Below are 19,146 nucleotides of genomic sequence, written 5' to 3'. Positions count from 1 at the left end.
AGTGTATTCGCTTGGATACAAAATTAAGAAGAAAATTCTAAAATAGCAAATGTGACTTTAAAATAGCAGCTCAAATCTCAAACTTCAAATCTCAAATCTCAAATCTCAAATTTATCGGAATCAAACTTCCAACTTCCCACTTCCATCTTCCAGCTTTCAAAAAAATACTATCTTTGTCAAAACTTTAAAGAAAAATGCTTGTAATAGGAATTGCGGGAGGTACAGGATCCGGCAAAACTACAGTTGTGGACAAGATCATCCAGCAACTTGATATTGATGGGATGAATATGCTGTCTCAGGACAATTATTATCATGATAATCACAGTCTTACCCTCACGGAAAGGGAAGCTTTAAACTATGATCATCCGAAATCCATTGATTTTGATCTTTTAATAAAGCATGTAAAAGCGCTCAAAAATAACGAAGCCATTGAACAGCCGATTTACAGTTTTGTAACGCACGGAAGAACAGGAGATCACGTTACCGTGGAGCCTAAAAACGTTTTGGTGGTGGAAGGAATTCTCGTCTTAACCAACAAAGAACTGCTGAAAGAATTTGATTTGAAAGTATTTGTTCATGCAGATTCTGACGAAAGATTGATCAGAAGAATTAAAAGAGATACTCAGGAGCGTGGAAGAGATCTGAACGAGGTTTTACACCGTTACCAAACGACATTAAAGCCAATGCATCAGGAATTTATCGAGCCCTCAAAAAATGAGGCAGATTTGATTATTCCAAACATGAGACAAAACTCTGTAGCCATCGATTTCTTAACTACAGTGATTAAAAACTCTCTTAAAAAACATTAAAAATCTTCTCATGAAAGAAAACAAACTGATCAAGGAAATAAAACCACAGTCTGATGTTATTAAATTCATCAGAAAATACGTGCTGAATAAATACACGCTGACCATCGGTCTTTTCCTCGTCTGGATGATTTTCTTTGATAAAACTTCATTCCTCGTGATCAACGAGATCAACGGGGAAATCGATAAATACGAAGAGCAGCTCATCTATTACAAATCTGAGTACGAAAAGAATGACAAATTCTACAAGAAACTCATGAATAATAAGGATGAGAAGGAAAAATATGCCCGCGAAAATTATTTTATGAAAAAGCCTAACGAAGAAATCTTCATTCTCGTTGCAGACAGCTCAAACGTCGCTAAAAAATAGTTTATTGTGAATAGTCAAATATCTTCGCCGTCAATTTTAAAATAAGTCAGCGAAAATTATTACCCATTACCCATTACCCATTACCTATGTCAAATACCGAAACCTTCTCCAACTGGGAAAATCTAGTTAAAAAACAACTTAAAACTGATGATATTGAATCTGTTTTAAGAAAAGAAAATTTAGAAGGAATTAAGGTAAAAGCTTTCTACACAGATGTTCAGAAACCATTGGTAAATCTTCCAAAAATTGAGGAGAGCACTCATTTGGTAGCTAATTATCACGAAAGTCTGGAAGAAGATGTTTTTGCTTTTCTGCTCAATGAGAATGTTGAAAATCTGGTTGAAAAAACCATTTTTATTAATAACAAAGACTTAGCAGAGCACATCAGTCCTGCAGATGAAGATCAGTATTTTTCACTTATCGATGTATTTGACGAAAAAAGCGCTGAAATCAACGATCAGCTTGTAAAAGAACTGTTGGCAAAACAGTTTAAAAGAAATATTGGGGTAGATATTTCTCTTCACCAAAACGCCGGAGCTTCGATTGTACAGCAGCTGGGAATCGCTTTGGCGAAAACAAAAGAGTTAACCGAAATGTACGGCGCAGAAATTTTAGATAAACTGGTATTTAAAATCGCTGTCGGAGGAAATTATTTCTTCGAAATGGCAAAAATCCGTGCTTTCAAATTGATTTTCAATCAGTTTTCAAAAGAATATGATTTAAATTTAATTCCATACATTTTTGCAGAAACTTCATTAAGAAATAAATCCGTTGCGGACAGCGAAAATAATCTCATCCGATCAACTTTAGAGTTGGCCTCTGCAATGATTGCCGGTGCAGATGCCGTTTACAGCAACAATTATCATATAGGAAACAGTACCGAAAATTCAGAAGAAATTTCATTTAAACAACAGATAGTTTTAGCTTACGAAAGCATTATCAATGTCTTTGAAGACGCGTCAAACGGCAGTTATTATGTTGAAGACATTACTCAGCAGATTGCAGATCAATCGTGGAAATTCTTCCTTGAACTTGAAGAAGCAGGTGGATATCTGGAATCTTTAAAGCAGGGAATTATTCAGAAAAAAATCTATGATCAGGCTGTAGCAGAGCAAAAGTGGGTTGAAGAAGGTAAAATAAAACTGATTGGTGTGAATTTATATCCAAAATTAGACGTAAAGAAATCAATTTCCGACTTATACAATTTAGCTGAAATAAAAGCGGTTCGATGGGCTGAAATGTTTGAGTAGAAAATCTCCCACAGATCACACGGATTTTCACAGATTTGCATGACAAATTTAAGTTTATCAAATTTAAATATAAAATAAACTTTAATGAATGAAAATGAGATAAGCTTTAACATCCGAAAATCGATTTTTGATGTTTACAATGAACTTGGCCCAGGTTTATTGGAGAAAGTTTACGAGAAAATCCTTGCTTATGATTTGCAAAACAAAGGTCTTAAAGTTCAAACTCAGGTTCCGATTCCTATAAGATTTAAAGGTTTGTGTATTGAATCCAGTTTTATTGCAGATATAATTGTTGAAGAAAAAGTGATTATCGAAATAAAATCAATTGAAGAAATCGGGAATGTTCATCATAAACAACTTCTGACCTATCTGAAATTAGCAAACTTAAAATTAGGCATACTTGTTAATTTCAATACTGATTACATCGACAAAAATATATTCAGAAAAATTAATGGTCACATCTCCTGAAATCTGTGTAAATCTGTGAAATCTGTGGGACAAGATATTCAGCAATTCATCAATGCAAATCTCAATTCAGACTTGCATTCATTGCTATTAAAAAAATCCCCGTTTCCTGATGTTTCAATGCAGGAAATCGTGCAGCAGATCAAAGGAAAACAGGTCGCTCAGAGAAAGTTTCCGTTTTTGTTACAAGATGGAATTATCTTTCCGCCACAACTCAATCTGGAGCAATCTTCTTCCGAAAAAACAGCTCAATATAAATCAGAAATTTTAAAAGGAAAGAAATTCATCGATCTTACGAGCGGCTTTGGAATTGATGCATATTATTTATCTAAAAATTTCGACGAAGTCATATTGGTTGAACAAAACACGGAACTTTTAGATATTGTAAAAGACAATTGGAAGATTTTAGATAAGAAAGCAACTTTTATCAATCAAAAACTGGAAGATTTTCTGATTGGAAATAAAGAAATTTTTGATGTAATTTATCTCGATCCCGCAAGAAGAGATCAGAATAAAAACAAAGTTTTCCTTCTTGAAGATCTTTCCCCAAATATTCTTGAAATTCAGGATCAACTGCTTTCGATATCCGAACAGGTAATTATTAAACTTTCGCCTCTGATTGATTTAAAATATCTGCTTTCCGTTTTAAAAAATGTTTCAGGGATTGAAATTATTGCTGTAAAAAATGATGTGAAAGAGATTGTGGTTTTTCTTTCTAAAAATTATTCAGGAGAAGTGATCTGCAATTGCGTAAACCTCGAAAGCGGTGAAAAAGATTTCAGTTTTGAGATAAATGCTGAAAAAAACGCTTCCGCAACCTATTATGAGCCTCAGAGATTTATTTATATTCCCAATAATACAATCCTGAAAGCAGGAATTTTTAATTTAATTTCTGAACATTTTAACTTAAATAAACTTCATCCAAACAGTCATTTTTATACTTCTGATACTAAGCTTGAAAATTTTCCCGGACGTATTTTGGAAATGGAAGTGATTGATGCTAAACAAATTAAGAAAAAAGAACAGTTTAATATTATTTCAAAAAATTACCCGTTAAAACCGGAGGAAATCAGGAAGAAACACCAGCTGAAAGACGGCGGAGAATCGTATCTTATTTTTACACAGTCCAAAAAAGGAAAAATTATTTTAAAATCAGTGTGAAATCTTTGCCAAAAAATGCAATATTTCTTATTTTTGAACAATTATAAATTTAGCCTGAAATCGTTTCGTTTTAAATCATCAGAAATGCATTTCAGAAGACATTATTAAAATATAAATCTGTATATGAAAAAATTAGTGGTAGCCTTGGCAATTGCAGCAGTAGCGGTAAGCTGTAAAAAAATTCAGGCCGGAGGAAATAAAAACACGCTGAAACTCGAAGAAGGAGTAGAAAGATACTCAGACGATCATCAGGGTGGAGACGATGCTCACGGTCACGCAGCAACACCGGCTCATGCAGCTCCTGCACATGGTGCTCACGAAACTGAAGCTCCGAAGAAAGACAGTACAGCAACAGCAACAGCAAAACCTGCTGAAACTCCTGCTGAGCCTGTTGGGCACTAAGCTTTCTTTAAAATATAAAATGTCCTGCAGCAATGCGGGACTTTTTTGTTGGCGAAAGTAAAAATCTTTTGATTTCTTTGTGCCACACCATCAATTTTTTTACATTTAGCAAAATAAAAATTTACAATGCAAGAGACTTTAAAATACATCGGCGAAAACAAACTGCGTTTCGTGGATGAATTGTTTGAATTACTGAGAATCCCTTCAATATCAGCAGATCCCGCTTACAAAAATGACGTTTTGAAATGTGCGGAACTGGTTGCCTCTTACCTGAAAACTGCCGGAGCAGATCAGGTGGAAATTTGTGAAACCGATGGATATCCCATTGTTTACGGCGAAAAAATGATCAATCCCGACCTGCCAACGGTACTGGTTTACGGACATTACGATGTTCAGCCCGCAGATCCTTTGGAATTGTGGAGAAGACCACCATTTGAACCTTATATTGAAAAGACAGATCTTCATCCCGATGGAGCAATATTTGCCAGAGGTTCGGCTGATGATAAAGGACAGTTTTTTATGCATTTGAAAGCTTTTGAAGCGATGATGAAGACCAATTCTGTTCCATGTAATGTGAAATTTATTATTGAAGGTGAAGAAGAAATCGGTTCTGTAAGTTTGGGAAAATGGGTTAATGAAAATAAAGAAAAACTGTCTTGTGACTGTATTTTAATTTCAGATACGCATATTTACAGCAACGAACAGCCTACTGTTACTACAGGTTTGAGAGGTTTAAGCTACGTGGAAGTAGAAGTGGAAGGACCAAACAGAGACCTGCATTCAGGATTGTACGGAGGTGCAGTTCCCAACCCTATTCATGTGCTTTCAAGAATGATTGCAAAATTGATTGATGACGACGGACGTATTTTAATCGACGGTTTTTACGATAATGTAGATATGGTTTCTGATGAGGAAAGAGCAGATATGAATAAGTTGAAAGACAATCCGGATGAATTCAAAAGATCCATCGGCCTGAGCGGTGTTGAAGGTGAAAAAGGGTATACCACTTTAGAACGAACTTCCATCCGTCCAACTTTAGACTGCAACGGAATTTGGGGTGGTTACACTGGTGAAGGTGCCAAAACAGTAATTCCTTCTAAAGCTTCGGCGAAAATTTCTATGAGATTGGTGCCTTATCAGACTCCGGAAGAGATTACAGAAAAGTTTACAAAATATTTTGAGAAAATTGCTCCAGACAATGTGAAAGTTAAAGTAACACCACATCATGGAGGTATGCCTTACGTTCTTCCAACAGATACCAAAGAATTTTCAGCTGCAAAAACGGCTATGGAAACAGCTTTTGGTAAAGAAGTTTTACCTTACAGAGGTGGAGGAAGTATTCCTATTACTGCAATGTTTGAGCAGGTTTTGGGAGCTAAATCAGTTTTGATGGGCTTCGGGCTGGATTCTGATGCTATTCACTCTCCAAACGAGCATTATGGCTTATTTAATTTCTATAAAGGAATTGAGAGTATTCCGCTTTTCTTTGAAAATTATGTAAAATAATCTTCTTTTTTAAATTATTACATTACAATCCCTATGAATTATTCCTTAGGGATTTCTTATTTTTTTAACGTTTTCATTTTGCTAATTGCTTAGTAATTACTATATTTACTTTAAAATGTTAAAATCTTAAGTATGAAAAAAATTCTATTAGTTTGCACTCTTTTGTCACTGAGTCTTGGAAAAGCGCAAATGACAAATGTTTACAGTTATGGTTTCGATGCAGTTTTTCCCGCTGACTGGACCATCACAAATCAAAGTTCACCGAGTGGCACAGGGGCTTGGGTTAAGGCCAGCTATACATCCGCAGATACCAGCCAGAATTCTATTTTCAGTAGTGGTATCGGGGGCGTTCCGGCAGGTCAAAGTGGAGGGAATAATTCTTTTGCTTTAGTTAATTACACAAGTACTACAGGTACGGGTACTATCAGCAATTGGTTAATTACCCCAGTAATAAATGTTAAGGATGGTGATATAATAAGTTTTTACAGCCGAAAAGGAACTGATGGAACTACTGACTATGCAGATAGATTAGAACTGAGATACAGTACAGCAGCTACAACAGTAAATCCGTCAGGAGGCTCTACAGGATTGGGTAGTTTTACTAATGTTGCTGTAACGGTAAATCCAAATTTAGCCACAGGTTTTGTTTATCCAAAAACATGGACGCAGTATCAGTTTACAATTACTGGTATAGGGACAACAGCAATTCCCGTGAAATTTGCTTTCCGATACTTTGTGACCAGTGGAGGAGTAAATGGTACTAATTCGGATATTATAGGTATTGATACCTTTTCGGTTGACAGACCAACTTTGAGTATTTCTGAGATTGATGATAAAAGTAAAACTATCGCACTTTATCCAAACCCAACTTCAGATTTCATCAACTTCAAAACTGATGCAAAGATTATTAAAACTGAAGTGTATGATCTGGCAGGTAAAAATGTAAATCTGCCTTTAAAAGATAATCAATTGGATGTTAGAAAACTTCCCGCAGGACAGTATCTAATTAATATTGAAACAGCTGAGGGAAAGACTACTGAAAAATTCATTAAAAAATAAAATGCTGATAAATCTTAGTTAATAAAAACGCTCCAATCGGGGCGTTTTTCTTATTTTAGAGAAATTAAAATTTTTAAATAATGATTCAAAATAAAGTAGCCTACATCACAGGTGGAACCAAAGGAATTGGTTTGGGCATCGCCGAAATATTATTGAAAAACGGAGTTTCCGTTGCATTTTCGGGAAGAAAAAAAGAAGACGTGGAAAAAGCAGAGCAGGATTTAAAGAAAATCTCAGAAAATGTTTTGGGAATTGTTTCAGATGTCAGAAGTCTGGATGATGAAAATCAGGCTGTCAGTTTAATTACTGAAAAATTTGGCCAGCTGGATTTTGTAATAGCAAATGCAGGTCTTGGTGTTTTTAAACCCGTTGATGAATTAAGTTCAGAAGAATGGAATTCTATGATTGAAACCAATCTGACCGGAGTTTTTCATACTTTAAAAGCCTCAGTTGCTGAATTAAAAAAAACGGAAGGATATTACATCACCATCGCAAGTTTAGCCGGAGCCAATTTCTTTGAAAACGGAACGGGCTACAACGCTTCAAAATTCGGAGTTGTAGGCTTTACACAGGCTGCCATGATCGATTTAAGAAAATACAAGATTAAATCTACCGTAATTATGCCGGGTTCTGTAGCCACAAATTTCAACGGAAATGTTCCATCTGAAAAAGATGAATGGAAAATTCAGCCGGAAGATATGGGTAATTTAGTGCTTGATGTTTTAAAAATGAATCCAAGGGTTTTGCCGAGTAAGATTGAGTTTAGGGCATCAAAACCAAAGAGTTAAAAACTTATAATGCGCTGAATAATAATTCAATAAGTATTATGCATGCATAATATATTTTTTATTTATATTTACAACACTTAACAAACAAAATTGCTTCTCTGATTTTATCGGATGCGGCAAAAAGAAAATATAGTATACATATGAAAATATTAGTTTGTATTAGTAGTGTTCCTGATACTACTTCTAAAATTAACTTCACGGCAGACAAATCTGCATTCGACAAAAACGGAATTCAGTGGGTAATCAATCCTTTGGATGAATTTGCTTTAACGAAAGCAATCAAATTACAGGAATCTCAGGGCGCAACAGTAACTGTGATGAACGTAGGTGATGCAGGTACTGAACCGGTTATCAGAAAAGCATTGGCTATTGGTGCAAATGATGCAGTGAGAGTAAATCTTGACCCTAAAGACAGCTATTCCACAGCAAAAGAAATTGCTTCTGTGGCTCAAAATGGTGGTTACGACTTAGTTCTTTGCGGTAAAGAATCTATTGATTATAATGGCGGTTCTGTACCGGGAATGGTTGCTCAGTTATTGAATCAGCCTTTCGTAAACGCTTCAGTTGGTTTAGATGTAAACGGAAGTGAGGCGACTGCTGTAAGAGAAATTGAAGGAGGTAAAGAAACCATTTCTGTGAAATTACCTGCTGTAATCGCTGGTCAGAAAGGTTTGGTAGATGAAAAAGATTTGATTATTCCAAACATGAGAGGAATTATGTCTGCAAGAACAAAACCTTTGCAGGTTGTTGAGCCTACTTCTTCTGAGGTGAAAGTACAGGGAGTTTCATACGATTCAGTTCCTCCAAGAGCAGCTGTAAAGATGGTTTCTCCGGATAATTTAGATGAGTTGGTAAGACTTCTTCACGAGGAAGCGAAAGTAATCTAATAAGAATCAGGTAAAAAGTAAAAAGATTCAAGTACGGTGACTCGAGGTTAAAATGTCAAATTTCAAACCTCAAATCTCAAATTTGAACACAAAACCTTAAACTTTAAACAAAATTAAAATGTCAGTATTCGTATATGCAGAAAATATAAACGGAGTTTACAAAAAAGCAGCTTTTGAAGCGGTTTCTTACGCTAAAGCTGTGGCTGATCAGGCGGGAACTGCCGTGACGGCAATCTCTGTAAACCCAACAGATTCTTCAGATTTATTGTATAAATATGGAGCAACAAACGTAATCAACATCAAAGACGAAGGTCTAAAAAATTTCTCAGCAAAAGCTTATGCTCAGGCAGTAAGTGAAGTAGCTGACGGAAATATTATTGTTTTTCCTCACACAACAGATGCTTCTTCAGTAGCGCCAATGTTGGCTGTGATGAAGAATTTCTCATTAATTACTAATGTTTTGGAAGCTCCTGAAAGCCAGTCGCCGTTTCAGGTAAAAAGAAAAGCGTTCTCAGGAAAAGGTTTCATGCATGCTAAAGCTGAAGGAGAAGGGGTTATTTTAACGGTTTCTCAAAACGCTTTTGGTGTTAAAGAAAATGCAGTTTCTGGTTCTGAGGAAGTGAAAAACCTTTCAGTAGTCAATGAAGACACGAAAGTGATTTCTCATGAACAAAGTTCAGGAAAACTGGATCTTAAAGAAGCTGAAGTGGTAGTTTCTGCGGGAAGAGGAATGAAAGGTCCTGAAAACTGGGGAATGGTGGAAGATCTTGCCAATACTTTAGGTGCAGCAACAGCCTGTTCAAAACCAGTTTCAGACATCGGATGGAGACCTCACACAGAGCACGTTGGGCAGACAGGTAAAGCGATTTCTCCAAATTTATACATCGCAATCGGTATTTCTGGAGCAATTCAGCATTTGGCTGGAGTAAACTCCTCAAAAACTATCGTGGTAATCAACAGTGATGCTGAAGCTCCGTTCTTCAAATCAGCTGATTACGGTGTTGTAGGAGATGCTTTCCAGATCCTTCCAGCCTTAAATGAGAAAATTAAAGCAATTAAAGGATAAGAATGTGAATTGTGAATGGTCAATTCGCTTCGTCTGTCAATTTTTTAATTTTAATAATTCACTTGCGTAGCAAAATTGACAATTGACCCTTCACTAATTTAAACAAATACGATAAAAGCTCGGCTTCCGGGCTTTTATTTTTGTCTAAAAAGTAAAACCTACAATAAAAAATTAATTTATATTTGTAGCCATGGATTATAAACAGCTAATCATACGCGGAATATCGTACAGTCAGACGCAATCTGGAGCGTACGCATTGTTATTGGAACATGAAGAAACAAACGTTAAACTGCCCGTAGTTATCGGGAATTTCGAAGCACAATCCATTTCTTTAGGCTTAGAAAAAGACATTCATCCGCCGCGTCCGCTTACCCACGATTTATTTACAAAATTTATTGTTTCCACGAATTATAAATTGGTTTCTGTGATCATTTATCAGATTGTAGACGGTGTATTTTTTTCAAATATCAATTTTAAAAATTCGGAAACTGAAGAAGAATTGATTTTGGATGCAAGAACTTCGGATGCCGTTGCGATGGCTGTAAGATTTGATGCACCCATTTTCACCACCCAACAGGTTTTAAACGAAGCCGGAATTTTGCTTGAATTGGAAGAAGTAGCCAAAGAAGACGAAGCTTTTTCTGAAATCGGAGCTTCTGAAGACAGCCTCACTTCTATTTCGATGGAAGAGCTTCAGAAATTACTGGAAGATGCCGTGAAAGAAGAAGATTTTGATACCGCTCTTGAAATTCAGGAGGAAATCAAAAGGAGAAAAAAGAAAATAGATTAGAATTTTACATAAAAGATGAATTTAAAATTACGATTGACCGTCCTCAGCTTTCTGCAGTTTTTCGTGTGGGGAGCGTGGCTTATTACGATGGCGAATTTTTGGTTCGGCACAAAACAGTGGGACGGAACACAATTTGGAGCAGTTTTCGGCACTATGGGTATCGCATCGATCTTTATGCCTACCATCACCGGAATTATTGCCGACCGTTGGATTAATGCAGAAAGAATTTTCTCAGCATTGCAAATCCTTTACGGACTCACACTTTTCGTGTTGCCTCACAGCGATAATCCAAATTCATTTTTTACGGTAATGCTCGTGGCGATGTGTTTTTACATGCCTACAATTGCATTGGCAAACTCAATTTCCTACACAGTTTTAAAGAACAGTAATCTGGATGTGGTAAAAGATTTTCCACCGATCAGAGTCTGGGGAACGGTAGGCTTCATCGTTGCCATGTGGATCACCAATCTTACAGGAAACAAAGCTACAGAAGGGCAGTTTTACATTGCCGGAGTAGCCGCAATCATCCTCGGTATTTATGCTTTAACGTTGCCTAAATGTCCTCCACAGAAGCTTATCGATAAAGACGCACCTTTATCAGAACAATTGGGATTAAATGCTTTTAAACTTTTCAAAAATTATAAGACAGCACTTTTCTTTCTTTTCTCAATGCTTTTGGGCGCTGCTTTACAGTTGACCAACGCTTATGGAGATGTATTTTTAAGTGAATTTTCGCATTTTCCAAAGTACGCAGATTCTTTTGTAGTACAGAGATCAACAATTATCATGTCGATTTCTCAGGTCTCTGAAACTTTATTTATTCTGGCAATTCCGTTCTTCCTGAAGAGATTTGGGATTAAAAGAGTAATGCTTTTTTCCATGTTTGCATGGGTTTTAAGATTCGGATTTTTTGCCTACGGAATACCTGAGGGTTATGGTTTAGGGTTGATCATTATGTCCTGTATCGTTTACGGAATGGCGTTCGATTTCTTCAATATTTCAGGTTCTCTTTTCGTGGAAACCACTACAGATAAAAAGATCCGTTCTTCCGCACAAGGCTTGTTTATGATGATGACCAACGGTTTCGGAGCTGTTTTCGGAAGTTACATCGCAGGTTGGGCGATTGATAAATTTTTTACGCATAAGTTTACGACCGTTACGGAATTGTCGACCTATCTGGAAACAACACCGGATAATCAGTCTTTCTTAAATATTTTAAAGGAAAGTTTCCATTCAGCAGTAAATCCTGACGGAACATTATCATCAGTCGTAATGATGAAAGACTGGCACAATATCTGGATTTCTTTTGCAGCTTACGCACTTGTTTTGGCCATTCTTTTCTGGGTTTTATTTAAACATAAACACGACCCGAAAGCGGTTGAAAACGCAAGTCATTAGTAATGAACAATCAATTTAGACATTGCACTTTTGAATAAAAAGTGCAATTTTTTTTATTTTCGGGCAACCATTTTCAAATTTTATCGTCTTATAGATAGAAACTGATACATGAAGGATTTAGAAAAGAATTTTAAACTCGCCAAAAAGCAGGATCGGAGAGCTCAGAAAGCGCTTTACGATTTGTTTTCAGCTAAAATGCTGGCGGTTGCGAATTCTTACACCAATAATATTCATGATGCGGAAGATATTTTACTGAATGCTTTTCTGAAATGTTTCAATAAAATCAATGACTGCAAAGAGTGGAAGAGTTTTCCTTTTTGGCTGAGGAAAATTGTGGTGAATGATTCCATCACTTTCATCAGGAAAAACAAAAATATTCTGTATTCCGATATTGAAGTTGCTGATGATTATTTCGAAGAAGATTCAGACGAAAATTTTCATAAAATCAACATCGAAGAGATTTTTTCTCAAATGCCGACGGGTTACCGATTGATCTTTAATCTTTATGTATTTGAAGACAAAAAACATCAGGAAATCGCAGAAATTCTGAATATTACAGAAGGAACCAGCAAAAGCCAACTCAGCAAAGCCAAAAAGTGGATTGCAGATTATTTAAAAGCAAAAGAAAATGGACAAAAAAATACTGAAACAGTTAAAAACTGATTACGAAGATCTCGAAATAAAGCCTTCTGCCAATCTTTGGAATCAGATTGAAGATGGTTTGGATTCAGGTGGTGAAACAGTTCAAAAACACACTTTTCATTGGTGGAAATATGCTGCTGTGATTGTTCTTTTTATTTCTGTAGGAGGATTATTTTATTTTAATAAAGACAAGCCTTTAGATAATAAAATAATTGTTATTAAAAGTCCTGCAGAAAATAATTTTAAACCTACAGAAGTTGTAGAATCGGCAGTTGCAAACGAAGAAATTACGAAGGAATCTGTTCTCAATAAAAAAGATTTAGATGATAATCAAAACAAATTTGTTTCTGAAAATTCAATCAAAAAAATACAGGCTCCAAAACGTTTAGAAATAATAGAAAAACAATTAAAATCTATTGAAACTCCTGTTATCGCATTACAAAAGCCCGAGAATATTAGTTTCAAAACCATTATAACTGAAAAGAAAAAAACTTCTTACACCAATGCAGACGAATTACTTTTGGGCAGAGAATTAGACAAAACCAGAGTTGAATCCAATAGAAGTGAGCAGTTTGGTGTTGTAGATGCTTCAAAATTAAAAATCAAACGTCCTGGTTCACTGCGGATTTTCGGAGTCAAAGTTTTTGCGGATTCTGCCACTACAGAATAATCTTTTATAAAAGTGTCTTTAAAATAAACTGTTTACTGCTAAACAGAACTATAATTATGTCTAAAAATAAACTTTTATGAAAACTAAAATTACTTTAATCGCAACTATTTTTCTTTCTGCTTTTGCCTTCGCTCAGGATCACAATGTGCATACTCAAATGCATTATTACACAAAAAAAATTGACAGCATTATCTTATCCGAAAAATCTAAAATGAATATTGAACTTGATAAAGTAGATGAGAATTTAAGAGGAAATAAAGTTGCCGTAACTGAAGAAAGATTAAAACAGAGAAAAGAAATTGCCGAAAAGTACGAGCAAATCATCAATGAAAAGATTGAAAACGAGAAATCTGAACTTGAAAGTGCTACGCAGGAGTTGGTAAAAAACGCAGTTTTAAATCCTGAAGGAAAATACAGATTATCTTTTGAGCCTTTTAGCGGAAAAATTCAATTCAACGGAAAAAGAGTGTTGCTTCCCAAAGATTATCTGCATTCTGTGAAGCTTTCGGTGAGTTTCGTAGGTGCTAATTTGACTACCAAAGACGAGCCTTTCAGGTTTTACAGCAAAGATTCTGATGTTAAAAATACGGTCTATAATTCTATTAATTTTTCTCTCAGATATGAAAATCAATTGGGAGGTTTCAGAAGCCCGGTATTTTATCGTGTAGGAATTGGCTCAAGAACGGATTATTTTACGCCAAAATATGGTAAAGTTTTTGCGCAGGATGATAAAAATCTTTTCGTGCAGGATTTTACGAAAGGGTCTGTTAAGAGAACAAGCTTAAATAATTCTTACATCTTGGTGCCCTTAGAATTGAAATGGGTTCTCAATCCTAAATATGTAGAGCATGAAAATGTGAAATATGTGGATAACAGACAGACGCAGTTTTACGTAGTAGCAGGTTTATACGGCGGTGTGAAGGCCGCGAGTGTGATTTACAACAAATACTCAACTGAATATTCTAAAAGAATTGTAGAAAGGGAAACTGTGGCAAACGGTGTTACTAATTTTCTGGTCGGAGGTAAATTTGGAATCGGATATGGTGGCATAGGATTGTATATTCAGAAAGATTTTACCCCGACTTTTAACGATGATGCATTGCTTACAAGCAAATATGGTCTTCAGATTGGTCTGGAATTGTTGAGTGTTAATTTTTAAATTGACAATATATTTAAATTAATATTAAATAATTGATAATTTTAAATACCTAATTTTATTTAAATAATATCTTCATTTTGAATTATTTGATTTTAAAACATACTTACAAAAAGTATGTTTTTTTTTGTACTTTGGCATTCTAAGATTGATATTAAATCTTAAAATTAATAATGAAAAACTTACAGCTTTTAGGATTGATTTTGGTAGTTGTCGGAAGCTTTCTTCCACTCGTTCACGTTCCCATCATCGGAAACTGGAACTATTGGCAACTCGATCATTTTCTGGCAATTTTCTGCTGGATATTCTCCGCCTGTGCACTTTTCGGGATCGTAAACAACAGAGGAAAACTCGTAAATACATTCGCTGTTTTTCTGCTGATCCTGTTTGTATTCACTTTGTTTGCTGTAAAATATCAAGCTTCGAGCTACTTAAGCTTTCTCCCTTTTAAATCATGGACAAAAGCTTTAGCCGGAACTGTTAAATTACAATGGGGCTGGGCAATTGAGTTTTTAGGAGCATTAATTATGTTATTTGCAAAAACAAGAAAATAGAAAGCTAAAAATAGAATAATTATAAAATTAAAAATAAATAAAGATATGAAATCGCCGTATTTTCCAATCCAAAAAACCACTTTTGATAAGTGATGGCGATTGCATATGACCTTTAAAAAACAATAAAAATTTACATATGAAAGAAGTATTCATTGTTTCCGCAGTAAGAACTCCAATGGGAAGTTTTATGGGAAGTTTATCGACAGTTCCGGCTACAAAACTGGGAGCTGCAGCGGTAAAAGGAGCGTTAGACAAAATTAATCTTGACCCGAAAAACGTTCAGGAAATCTACATGGGGAACGTTCTTCAGGCAGGTGAAGGTCAGGCTCCGGCTCGTCAGGTTGCTTTAGGAGCTGGACTCTCAAACGAAACGCCTTCAACGACCATCAACAAAGTTTGTGCTTCAGGAATGAAGGCTGTGACAATGGCTGCACAGGCTATTAAAGCCGGTGATGCAGACGTTATCGTTGCCGGAGGTATGGAAAATATGTCGATGGTTCCTCATTACTATAATGCAAGAAACGCTACAAAATTAGGCGACGTAAAAATGCAGGATGGAATGGTACTTGACGGACTTACAGATGTTTACAACAAAGTACACATGGGTGTTTGTGCAGAAAAATGTGCTACAGATTACAGTTTTTCAAGAGAAGATCAGGATAATTTTGCCATTGAATCTTACAAAAGATCAGCAAAAGCATGGAGCGAAGGGAAATTTGCTGAAGAAGTTGTTCCCGTATCGATTCCTCAGAGAAAAGGAGATCCGGTAATTTTCGCTGAAGATGAAGAATACAAAGCGGTAAATTTCGACAGAATGCCAACGCTTCCAACGGTTTTCAAAAAAGAGGAAGGAACAGTTACGGCAGCGAATGCATCTACTTTAAATGACGGTGCTTCTGCTTTGATTCTTGTTTCTAAAGAGAAAATGGAAGAATTAGGTCTGAAACCTTTGGCAAAAATCATTTCGTATGCAGACGCTGCTCACGAGCCTGAAAACTTCACAACGGCGCCTTCAAAAGCATTACCGATCGCTCTTAAAAAGGCAGGTTTGGAAGTTTCAGATATTGATTTCTTTGAATTTAACGAAGCATTTTCTGTAGTTGGTTTGGCAAACAATAAAATCTTAGGATTGGATGCTGCCAAAGTTAATGTGAATGGCGGGGCAGTGGCTTTAGGTCATCCACTTGGAAGTTCTGGTTCAAGAATTATCGTTACTTTGATCAATGTTTTAAAGCAAAACAACGGCAAATACGGTGCTGCAGCAATCTGTAATGGTGGAGGCGGGGCTTCTGCAATCGTTATTGAAAATATATAAGATTGTATGAAATTTAAACTGGGAATTGTTATTTTTCTGATCGGATTTTTAATTACTGTTGTAGGTGCGTGGCTGAAAATCACTCACATCACTTTGGGGCCTATCAACGGAAATATAGGTCTGACAATCGGTACAATCGTTCAGGTTGTTGGGATTATAGTGTTGATAGTTCAAATAATGATTAGCAGAAAAAGTTAGAATTTCTTTAAAAAATAAATTTTCAGACATAAATTTTAAAAACCAAAAGCATTCTTGTTTTTGGTTTTTTTATTTCTAAATCCTACTGTAATTTTAACAAATCAATAAAATTCCATCTTATAAAAATAAAAACCTCCGAATATTCAGCGGTTTTTCTATTTTTGTGCAACTAATTAGTTTGAAAATGTCTGAAACTGAAATTCAACCGACTCAAAATATAAAGAATAACCCGAAAATCATGAAGGCGTGGGCAGTTTACGACTGGGCAAATTCTGTTTATTCTCTGGTCATTACTTCCGCAATTTTCCCGATTTACTATACAATTTTAACGACAGCCTACAACAAAAAAGAGTTTGTAGCCGAAGCTGGTGAAGTGCAGGAAATTCCGGTGCGTCACATGCTTAAAATTTTTGGTGAAGGTTATGAGCCCGAAGCGGTTTTAAGTTTTTCGTATGCGATTTCATTCTTCTTAGTCGTGATTTTATCACCATTTTTATCATCACTGGCAGATACCATTGGAAATAAAAAATCTTTCCTCCAGTTTTTCTGCTATCTGGGAGCGACTTCATGTATGGGATTGGCGATGTTTACAGGGATGGAAAATGTCTTTTTAGGATTACTATTCAGCATCACAGCGAGTGTCGGTTTTTGGGGAAGTTTGGTATTCTATAATTCATTTTTGCCGGATATCGCCACTCCCGAAAAGCAGGATTCACTTTCTGCAAAAGGATATATTTACGGTTATATAGGCTCTGTAGTTCTTTTGATTATCTGTCTGGTTTTAATTCAGGTGGTTGCGAAAGGTCCGGAGCAGGCTAAAATTTATATTAGAGTGAGTTTCCTTTTGACAGGTGCGTGGTGGTTTGGTTTTTCACAATATACTTTCAAACATTTGCCACAATTTGGCGATGTGAAAGAGAAATTGCCAAAGGATTTGGTGCTTTTAAATTATAAGAATATCTTCAAAAGACATGAAGAACAGGGTGGATTTTTTGAAGTTTTAAAAGACAATATCAGCTTTTATAAAGATGTTGCGAAAGAGAGTTTCAGAGAATTATTCCGTGTGGGAAATAAGCTTTTTAAAGACAGAGCACTGAAGTTTTTCCTTTCAAGTTTCTTCTTTTACAGCGTAGGAATGCAGACTATTTTCCTCATGGCAGTTCCGTTCGGAAGTACGGTGATTTTTCCGAAGGAAGTTGACAAGTATAAATTAATTATCACAATTCTGGTGATTCAGATTATTGCGATTTTCGGAGCATTTTTATTTTCAAGATTATCCAAAAAAATTGGAAATAAAAACGTCATCACGATTGCTGTTATCATTTGGATTGGATGTTGTCTTTCGGCATATTCTTTAAACAAAGAAAACCCAAATGTGCAGTTGCAGTTTTACGGTTTGGCAGGTTTAATAGGTTTGGTGATGGGTGGTCTACAGGCAATGTCTAGGTCAACCTATTCAAAACTTTTACCTGAAAATTCAATGGAAAACACAACGTATTTCAGCTTCTACGATGTATTGGAAAAGTTAGCGATCATTTGTGGAATGCTTATCTTCAGTGTGTTTATCCAGAAGTTTCACAACATGCAGTACGCATTTATTTCGATGTCTGCGTTTTTTGCAACGGGAGCGATTCTGATCAGATTCTTAAAAACCAAGATATAAGTTCTGAAATGGCTTAAAATTTGTTAATATTCAGCAGAATTGTAGTAACTTTGCATAAAGATTTTAACACAGAATGACGAACCCTTTATTTTACGCTAAAATTATCCTTTTCGGAGAGTACGGAATGATAGAAGACTCACAGGGTCTTGTAGTTCCATACAGCTTTTATAAAGGTACTTTGAAGTTTTCTGATTCAGATTCAGAATTTGAGAAAAAATCAAATTTTCATTTACAGAAATACGCAGATTATCTGCAGAATTTAGCTCTTCCGGAGCAGTTCAGATTGGATATCAGCCGCTTTAAGGAAGATATATCAAACGGACTTTTTTTTGATTCAAATATTCCTCAAGGCTACGGAGTAGGAAGTTCAGGTGCTTTGGTAGCTGCAATTTTCGAAAAATACTGCTTTACAAAACACAATCCTGACAGCATTTCCAAAGAAGATTTAAAAAATATCAAAGCCGTTTTTGGCGAAATGGAAAGCTATTTCCACGGAAAAAGTTCTGGCATGGATCCTTTAATCTGCTACATGAACCTTCCGATTCTCATCGAAAATAAAGAAAATTTAGGCAAAGTTGCCATTCCAAAAGGAGAAGAAGGAAAAGGCGCAATTTTCCTGATTGATTCAGGAATTACTGGCGAAACCGGACCGATGATTCAGATTTTCTTCGAAAAAATGAAGACTGAAGGTTTCCGTAAAACGTTGAAAGAAGAATTTATCCGTTATAACAACGCCTGCATCGATTCTTTCCTTAAAAAAGATATGAATCCTTTCTTCAGAAACCTTAAAAAACTTTCTCACTGGGCTTATGAACATTTCCGTCCGATGATTCCTGAAAGTATCTTTAACATCTGGAAAAAAGGTCTTGATTCTAATGCCTACTACCTTAAACTTTGCGGAAGCGGAGGTGGAGGTTACATTTTAGGCTTCACAAAAGACTACGAAAAAGCAGAAAAAATGCTTGATGGCTTCGATAAAGAAGTGATTTACAGATTCTAA

21 protein-coding genes are annotated in these 19,146 nt (G+C 35.8%); all 21 read left to right on the top strand.

Going from position 1 to position 19,146, the window contains the following annotated elements; all coding sequences use genetic code 11:
- Positions 1-194: 194 nt before the first annotated feature.
- On the top strand, positions 195-809 hold the full coding sequence (gene udk / locus NG809_RS02775; protein WP_056031542.1) for a uridine kinase: 615 nt from the start codon (positions 195-197) through the stop codon (positions 807-809).
- Between the two features lie 10 nt (positions 810-819).
- Entirely contained in the window at positions 820-1,176 is a 357-nt protein-coding gene (locus NG809_RS02770; protein WP_262147866.1) for an FtsB family cell division protein, read from the top strand.
- Between the two features lie 86 nt (positions 1,177-1,262).
- On the top strand, positions 1,263-2,426 hold the full coding sequence (locus NG809_RS02765; RefSeq protein WP_262147865.1) for a methylmalonyl-CoA mutase family protein: 1,164 nt from the start codon (positions 1,263-1,265) through the stop codon (positions 2,424-2,426).
- An 84-nt stretch (positions 2,427-2,510) separates the two neighbouring features.
- Positions 2,511-2,894 (top strand): GxxExxY protein, encoded by a 384-nt coding sequence (locus NG809_RS02760; protein ID WP_262147863.1) that lies wholly within the window; start codon positions 2,511-2,513, stop codon positions 2,892-2,894.
- 24 nt (positions 2,895-2,918) lie between these two features.
- Positions 2,919-4,052, top strand: coding sequence for a class I SAM-dependent methyltransferase (locus tag NG809_RS02755; protein WP_396124797.1), 1,134 nt, complete (start codon positions 2,919-2,921; stop codon positions 4,050-4,052).
- Positions 4,053-4,175: 123 nt separating this feature from the next.
- On the top strand, positions 4,176-4,454 hold the full coding sequence (locus NG809_RS02750; RefSeq protein ID WP_262147861.1) for a hypothetical protein: 279 nt from the start codon (positions 4,176-4,178) through the stop codon (positions 4,452-4,454).
- Positions 4,455-4,580: 126 nt separating this feature from the next.
- The gene (locus NG809_RS02745; protein ID WP_262147859.1) at positions 4,581-5,960 is read left to right on the top strand and encodes a dipeptidase; all 1,380 of its coding nucleotides are present in this window, start codon (positions 4,581-4,583) and stop codon (positions 5,958-5,960) included.
- 132 nt (positions 5,961-6,092) lie between these two features.
- A complete protein-coding gene (locus NG809_RS02740; RefSeq protein WP_262147858.1) occupies positions 6,093-7,019 on the top strand; it encodes a T9SS-dependent choice-of-anchor J family protein in 927 nt (308 codons plus the stop codon).
- 80 nt (positions 7,020-7,099) lie between these two features.
- Positions 7,100-7,807 carry an SDR family oxidoreductase gene (locus NG809_RS02735; protein WP_262147856.1) on the top strand — a complete coding sequence of 236 codons (708 nt, stop codon included), beginning with the start codon at positions 7,100-7,102 and terminating at the stop codon, positions 7,805-7,807.
- A 140-nt stretch (positions 7,808-7,947) separates the two neighbouring features.
- Positions 7,948-8,694, top strand: a complete 747-nt coding sequence (locus tag NG809_RS02730) for an electron transfer flavoprotein subunit beta/FixA family protein (RefSeq protein ID WP_262147855.1) — start codon at positions 7,948-7,950, stop codon at positions 8,692-8,694.
- A 118-nt stretch (positions 8,695-8,812) separates the two neighbouring features.
- Positions 8,813-9,760: an electron transfer flavoprotein subunit alpha/FixB family protein gene (locus NG809_RS02725; protein ID WP_262147854.1), complete on the top strand. Its 948-nt coding sequence runs from the start codon at positions 8,813-8,815 to the stop codon at positions 9,758-9,760.
- 190 nt (positions 9,761-9,950) lie between these two features.
- Positions 9,951-10,550, top strand: a complete 600-nt coding sequence (locus tag NG809_RS02720) for a bifunctional nuclease family protein (RefSeq protein ID WP_262147853.1) — start codon at positions 9,951-9,953, stop codon at positions 10,548-10,550.
- Between the two features lie 15 nt (positions 10,551-10,565).
- Positions 10,566-11,948: a nucleoside permease gene (locus tag NG809_RS02715; RefSeq protein WP_262147851.1), complete on the top strand. Its 1,383-nt coding sequence runs from the start codon at positions 10,566-10,568 to the stop codon at positions 11,946-11,948.
- A 108-nt stretch (positions 11,949-12,056) separates the two neighbouring features.
- Positions 12,057-12,611, top strand: coding sequence for an RNA polymerase sigma factor (locus NG809_RS02710; RefSeq protein ID WP_262147850.1), 555 nt, complete (start codon positions 12,057-12,059; stop codon positions 12,609-12,611).
- Positions 12,577-13,260 (top strand): hypothetical protein, encoded by a 684-nt coding sequence (locus NG809_RS02705; RefSeq protein ID WP_262147848.1) that lies wholly within the window; start codon positions 12,577-12,579, stop codon positions 13,258-13,260. The genes NG809_RS02710 and NG809_RS02705 overlap by 35 nt, the downstream gene beginning before the upstream one ends.
- A 76-nt stretch (positions 13,261-13,336) precedes the next feature.
- Positions 13,337-14,419 carry a hypothetical protein gene (locus tag NG809_RS02700; protein ID WP_262147847.1) on the top strand — a complete coding sequence of 361 codons (1,083 nt, stop codon included), beginning with the start codon at positions 13,337-13,339 and terminating at the stop codon, positions 14,417-14,419.
- 170 nt (positions 14,420-14,589) lie between these two features.
- Complete coding sequence (locus NG809_RS02695) at positions 14,590-14,970, top strand: hypothetical protein (RefSeq protein ID WP_262147846.1); 381 nt, start codon at positions 14,590-14,592, stop codon at positions 14,968-14,970.
- Between the two features lie 136 nt (positions 14,971-15,106).
- Positions 15,107-16,285, top strand: a complete 1,179-nt coding sequence (locus tag NG809_RS02690) for an acetyl-CoA C-acyltransferase (RefSeq protein ID WP_262147845.1) — start codon at positions 15,107-15,109, stop codon at positions 16,283-16,285.
- A gap of 6 nt (positions 16,286-16,291) precedes the next feature.
- On the top strand, positions 16,292-16,483 hold the full coding sequence (locus NG809_RS02685; RefSeq protein WP_262147843.1) for a hypothetical protein: 192 nt from the start codon (positions 16,292-16,294) through the stop codon (positions 16,481-16,483).
- A gap of 184 nt (positions 16,484-16,667) precedes the next feature.
- Positions 16,668-18,146: an MFS transporter gene (locus NG809_RS02680; RefSeq protein ID WP_262147841.1), complete on the top strand. Its 1,479-nt coding sequence runs from the start codon at positions 16,668-16,670 to the stop codon at positions 18,144-18,146.
- Between the two features lie 73 nt (positions 18,147-18,219).
- On the top strand, positions 18,220-19,146 hold the full coding sequence (locus NG809_RS02675; protein WP_262147839.1) for a mevalonate kinase family protein: 927 nt from the start codon (positions 18,220-18,222) through the stop codon (positions 19,144-19,146).

It is taken from the genome of Chryseobacterium foetidum, from assembly GCF_025457425.1.
In the GTDB taxonomy this organism is placed as follows: Bacteria; Bacteroidota; Bacteroidia; order Flavobacteriales; family Weeksellaceae; genus Chryseobacterium; species Chryseobacterium foetidum.
Note: the sequence above shows the minus strand (reverse complement) of the source record. Positions and strands in the feature narration are given on the sequence as shown.